Here is a 5,631-nt window from a genome sequence, read left to right as displayed (position 1 = left end):
CACATCCTTTCTTTTGGTGTCGCAACTTAATTGTAACGGATTTTTTTATTTGTCTCAATTTTTTTTTGCAAAAAATAAAGGCATTAGTATTTTTACAAATACCAACACCAAATATTATAGACCCATATATTATAGAATCATTTAAATTTGAAAGTTATCAATAGCTTTTTTTATCTCTTTAGGTAGTTTTTTTAATTTTTCAGTTGGAACACTGCAGATAGCTACTCGTATACCATTTTTTAAAGGTAGAACAAAAATATTTTTTTCAATTAAATATTTTAAAATTTTCTCTTTATGTTCTGAAATTGGGATAGTTATAAAAAATCCTCCTTTAAAAGGACAATGATTAAGATTTTCTTTTTCAGCATTTTCTAGAAAAACTTTAGCTCTTTCTTTTAAAAGCTTTACCCATTCAATACGGTTAGCATCAATTTCATTTAAATAGTTGTCATTATTAAAAATCTCACTTAAAATTGCCATACCACCTTTTGATATATTAGACCAAGAGGTTCTACACAAGAATTCAGAGGAGTATGAAAACTCTTCCATGATTTCTTGAGATGAAGAAATAGCTATTTGAGCTCCAGATCTCAACCCATAGCAAGTGAAAGATTTTGACATACTATAAGCCAAAATAACAAAGATGTTTTTTGGAAGATTTGCAAATAAACTAAAATGTTTTCTAGAAAGTTCCTTTCCTCTAAAATCATAATCAATATAAGCGATATCGTTTAATAAAATAACTTCTCCATAAGAAGAGGCTTTTTTCAAAATTTCAATAACAGCTTCCCACTCTTCAAATGAAAGAGAATATCCTGTTGGATTTTGACAAGGATCATTTATAACAATTATAACTTTTTTTTGTTTTTTTATAAGTGTTAAGATTTTTTCTGAAAAATCTTTTAAGTCAAAAGAATTATTATCAAAAAGATTATAAGTTTGATAATTTAAGTTATTAGCCTGGCTAAGGTTCACATAAGCTTCCCACATAAAATTAGGAAGAAGTATAGTGTCTCCTTCTTCAGCATAGCCTTTAAATGTGTTGTGAATGGCTCCTGTTCCACCTGCAGTGGCAGTAACGTCAATATAAGTTTTAGTTTTTGTAAACAAGTCAAGATGATTACTTAAGATATCTTTTTTAACAGCTTCCTTATATTCTGCTGATCCACTAACTCCAGAAGCATAACCAAAAATATCAACAGGAGGAAGTTCTTTATAAATTTTCTCCACTGTATCAAATATTAAAAGATTTTCATTATTATCAAAAAAAGTTCCTATTGTAGAATTTATAATTTTAGAGTTATCAGTTGTTTTTTTTAATTCTTTTACTTGTCTAGCCATGGCAAAAGCCCCTTGTCCAAGTTTTTTATTAATTAATTTTTTACTTAGCATACTTAACCTCCAGCTTATTTTATACTCAAGTATACACAAAAATACTAGAAAAGTCAATTCAAGATTTAGTTTCAACAGTTTAAGATTCAGACCAATTAAAGAATAATTTCAAAAATAAAAATAAACAAATTATGATATAATATTTATAAAAAAGGAAGGAAGATATATGAAAATAGTAGACACTCATTGCCATATAGATGACAGACAGTTTGATGAAGATAGAGATGATATTTTAAAAGATATATCAGAAAGTATGGATTTTATAGTAAATATAGGATGTGATTTAGATTCTTCAGAAAAGAGCGTAAATTACGCTAAAAATAAAAAATTTATGTATGCTGTTGTTGGAATTCATCCAACTGAAATAAAGAATTATAATGAGGAAACAGAAAAAAAAATAGAAGAATTATTAAAAGAGGACAAGGTTGTAGCAGTTGGTGAAATTGGGTTGGACTATCATTGGATGGTAACAGACAAAGACCATCAAAAAGAGATTTTTCTAAGACAAATGGAATTAGCGAAAAGATTTAAAAAGCCTGTAGTAATACATTCTAGAGATGCTATGGAGGACACATTAAATATTTTAGAAAAATATCCAGATGTGAGAGGGATATTCCACTGTTTTCCAGGTAGTATTGAAAGTGCTTCAAAAATTTCAGATAGATATTATTTTGGAATTGGCGGGGTATTAACTTTTAAAAATTCAAGAAAAACTGTTGAATTTTTAAAAAAAGTTGATATAAATAGGGTTGTTTTAGAAACTGATTCTCCTTATTTATCTCCAGTTCCTTTTAGAGGAAAAAGAAATACTCCGTTAAATGTTAAATATGTTGCTGAAAAAATAGCAGAGATAAAGGGAATTTCTTTTGAAAAAGTAGTTGAGATAACCACTAAAAATGCAAAAGAAATATATAATATAAAATAGGAGACTATATGAATTATTTTTTAGGATTAGGAAATGATATTATAGAAATATCAAGGATAGAAAAAGCTATTAAAAATTTAAAATTTATACAAAAAATATATACAGAGGAAGAAATTGAATTAATAGTATCAAAGGGAAACAAAGCTGAAACTTATGCAGGAAGATTTTCAGCTAAAGAGTCAATTTCAAAAGCTTTAGGGACAGGTATGAGAAAAATAAGTTTTTCAGATATAGAGATTATAAATAACAAATTAGGAAAGCCCATTGTTAGATTTAAAAATAGTATAGAAGATTATAATGAAAAATATTTAGTAGAAATATCAATATCCCATTGTAGAGAATACGCTATTTCTACAGCTATTATTTTTAAAAAAGGAAAAGAGGTGATTGATTAGTGATTGATATATCTGAAGTTAACAGAGAATTTCAAAAGTTTAAAGTGGCCTTAGAAAATATAGAAAAAACTTTGAAATTAAATGATAGGATTTTAGAAAACAAAAAATTAGAAACAGAAACTTTAAAAAATGATTTTTGGAATGATAAGAAAAATAGCCAAAAAATAATAAATAAAATAAATGAAAATAAAGAATTAATTGATGAATATAGACAAATTGAAAATATGCATGAAGAAGAGTATATCCTTTTTGAATTTATAAATTCAGGAGAAAACGAATTTGAAAAGGAACTTTTAAACAAACATGAGCATTTAAAGAAAGCTATTGAAGAAATGGATATTAAATTATTATTAGATGGAAAATACGATAATAATAATGCAATTATAACAATTCATTCAGGAGCAGGTGGAACGGAGGCTTGTGATTGGGTAGAAATGCTTTATAGAATGTACAGTAGGTGGATGAATAACAAAAATTATAAAGTATCTCAAATCGATTTTATGTCTGGAGATTCTGTTGGAATAAAATCAATTACAATTTTAGTTGAAGGTCCAATGGCTTATGGTTATTTAAAGGGAGAAAAAGGAGTACATAGACTAGTTAGGATTTCTCCCTTTGATGCAAATAAAAAAAGACACACTTCCTTTGCTTCTGTTGATGTTTTGCCAGAAGTTAATAATGATATTGAGATAAAAATAAGACCAGAGGATATAAGAGTAGACACTTATAGAGCAGGGGGAGCTGGAGGTCAACATGTAAATATGACTGATTCAGCAGTAAGAATAACACATTTTTTAACAGGGATAGTTACAACTTGCCAGCAAGAAAGGTCTCAACTATTAAATAAAGAAAAAGCAATTAAAGTATTAAAATCTAAATTATTAGATTTAGAAATTCAAAAGCAAGAGGCAGAAATGAAAGCGATTCAAGGAAAACAAAGTGAAATAGGTTGGGGAAATCAAATAAGGTCATATGTTTTTCAACCTTATATGTTAGTAAAAGATCATAGAACTAATTGTGAAATTGGGAACGTAAGAATGGTTATGGACGGTGGAATAGATGAATTTATCAATTCTTATTTGAGATGGGTTAAAAGTAAATAGTACTTTAAAAATTGGCTAAATTATGGTAAACTTCAAGATAAGAAAAAAGAATAGGGGGAAAGCAATGTCAAGAAAAATTAGAACAAGAGTTGCGCCATCTCCAACAGGAGATCCGCATGTAGGTACAGCTTATATAGCTATGTTTAATATAGCTTTTGCACATGTAAATAATGGAGAATTTATATTAAGAATAGAGGATACAGATCAGGTAAGATCAACAAAAGAATCTGAGAATATGATATTTGACTCATTAAAGTGGTTAGGATTAAATTGGAGCGAAGGTCCAGATATTTCAGGTCCTTATGCTCCTTATAGACAATCTGAAAGATTTGATATGTATGGAGATTATGCTAGGGAACTAGTGGAAAAAGGAGAAGCTTATTATTGTTTTTGTACTCCAGAAAGATTATCTAATTTAAGAGAAAGACAAAAAGCTATGAAAAAAGCTCCAGGATATGATGGTCATTGTAGAAGTTTATCTAAGGAAGAAGTTAAAGCTAAATTAGATGCAGGTGATCCCTATGTAATAAGATTGAAAATGCCATATGAAGGTCAAACAATAGTTCATGATAGATTAAGAGGAGATATAGTATTTGAAAATAATATTATAGATGATCAAGTTTTATTAAAAGCAGATGGATACCCTACTTATCATTTGGCAAATGTAGTAGATGATCACTTGATGAAAATAACTACAGTTATAAGAGCAGAAGAATGGATTTCTTCAACTCCTAAACATATTCAATTATATAAAGCATTTGGATGGGAGAAGCCTGAGTTTATTCATATGCCTTTATTGAGAAATAGTGATAGAACTAAAATTTCTAAAAGAAAAAATCCAGTTTCTTTAAATTGGTATAGAGAAGAAGGATATTTAAAAGAAGGATTATTAAACTTTTTAGGAATGATGGCTTATTCAGTTAAGGAAGGGAAAGAAATATTTAGTCTTGAAGAATTTAAAGATACTTTTAATATAGATAATGTTTCTTTAGGTGGACCTGTCTTCGATTTAGTTAAATTAGGATGGATAAATAACCAACATATGAGATTAAAGGACTTAAAAGAACTAACAGATTTAGCAGTACCATTCTTCAAAGAAGAAGGATACTTTGGTAACGAAATGACTTCTCATGAAAGAATTGCTATGGAAAGAATTGTGGAGTTATTAAGAGAACATGCTCATACTTTAAAAGAAATAGCTAAAGAAGCAGCAGTATATTATAAAGATGAATATGAATTACCAGAAGTTACAGAAGAAATGAATAAAAAAGAAAGAAAAGGAATAGAAAGACTTCATAAAGGTATAGCAGATGAAACAGGTAAAAAATCCATAAAGTTATTTTTAGAAAAGTTAAAAGAGTTCCCAACAGAAGAAATAGAATTAGAAGCAGCTAAAAAACTTTTAACTGATACTTTAGAAGAAATAGGGGAAGGACCAGGAAAAGTTTATATGCCATTAAGAGCTGTATTGACTGGAGAACCTAGAGGTGCAGATTTATACAATTTAATATTCGTAATAGGAAAAAAGAGAACTATTAAAAGAATAGAGAATATGATAAAAAAATATAATATTTAATTAATTATTTAAATTAAGTGTGAATGCTCATGTGGGTGTTCGCACTTAATTTTTAAATATTAAGTATTTCAATGGGAAAATTGAAATCTAAAAAAAATTATAAAATAAAAATAAAAAATAGTTGACATAAATTGCTGAAAGTGGTATTATACTTCTTGTCCGCAAGAGATGCGAACGAAGGACATTAACAATAGAATAGAGAAATTTAACAAGATAAGCAAGCAAACCTTAAATGGTGTA

Annotated in this window: 5 protein-coding genes; 4 read left to right on the top strand and 1 reads right to left on the bottom strand. The window is 28.0% G+C overall.

Features of this window, described 5'->3' with window-relative positions; translation table 11 throughout:
- Positions 1–141: 141 nt before the first annotated feature.
- Positions 142–1,392, bottom strand: a complete 1,251-nt coding sequence (locus GIL12_RS09810; protein ID WP_163470294.1) for a pyridoxal phosphate-dependent aminotransferase — start codon at positions 1,390–1,392, stop codon at positions 142–144.
- Positions 1,393–1,558: 166 nt separating this feature from the next.
- Here GIL12_RS09810 and GIL12_RS09805 point away from each other — a divergent pair, with 166 nt between their 5' ends.
- From GIL12_RS09805 to gltX, 4 genes are all read left to right on the top strand, one after another.
- Entirely contained in the window at positions 1,559–2,317 is a 759-nt protein-coding gene (locus tag GIL12_RS09805; RefSeq protein WP_163470293.1) for a TatD family hydrolase, read from the top strand.
- 8 nt (positions 2,318–2,325) lie between these two features.
- The gene (gene acpS, locus GIL12_RS09800; protein WP_163470292.1) at positions 2,326–2,712 is read left to right on the top strand and encodes a holo-ACP synthase; all 387 of its coding nucleotides are present in this window, start codon (positions 2,326–2,328) and stop codon (positions 2,710–2,712) included.
- A 2-nt stretch (positions 2,713–2,714) separates the two neighbouring features.
- On the top strand, positions 2,715–3,815 hold the full coding sequence (gene prfB, locus GIL12_RS09795; protein WP_163470295.1) for a peptide chain release factor 2: 1,101 nt from the start codon (positions 2,715–2,717) through the stop codon (positions 3,813–3,815).
- A 64-nt stretch (positions 3,816–3,879) separates the two neighbouring features.
- Entirely contained in the window at positions 3,880–5,391 is a 1,512-nt protein-coding gene (gltX, locus tag GIL12_RS09790; RefSeq protein ID WP_163470291.1) for a glutamate--tRNA ligase, read from the top strand.
- Positions 5,392–5,631: the final 240 nt, after the last annotated feature.

Source organism: Fusobacterium sp. IOR10 (assembly GCF_010367435.1).
Lineage (GTDB): Bacteria > Fusobacteriota > Fusobacteriia > Fusobacteriales > Fusobacteriaceae > Fusobacterium_B.
Note: the sequence above shows the minus strand (reverse complement) of the source record. Positions and strands in the feature narration are given on the sequence as shown.

What these genes read in the sequence shown, in the direction of transcription:
- GIL12_RS09810 (WP_163470294.1), bottom strand. Translation starts at nt 1,392, where the DNA reads ATGCTAAGTAAAAAATTAATTAATAAAAAACTTGGACAAGGGGCTTTT.
- GIL12_RS09805 (WP_163470293.1), top strand. Translation starts at nt 1,559, where the DNA reads ATGAAAATAGTAGACACTCATTGCCATATAGATGACAGACAGTTTGAT.
- acpS (WP_163470292.1), top strand. Translation starts at nt 2,326, where the DNA reads ATGAATTATTTTTTAGGATTAGGAAATGATATTATAGAAATATCAAGG.
- gltX (WP_163470291.1), top strand. Translation starts at nt 3,880, where the DNA reads ATGTCAAGAAAAATTAGAACAAGAGTTGCGCCATCTCCAACAGGAGAT.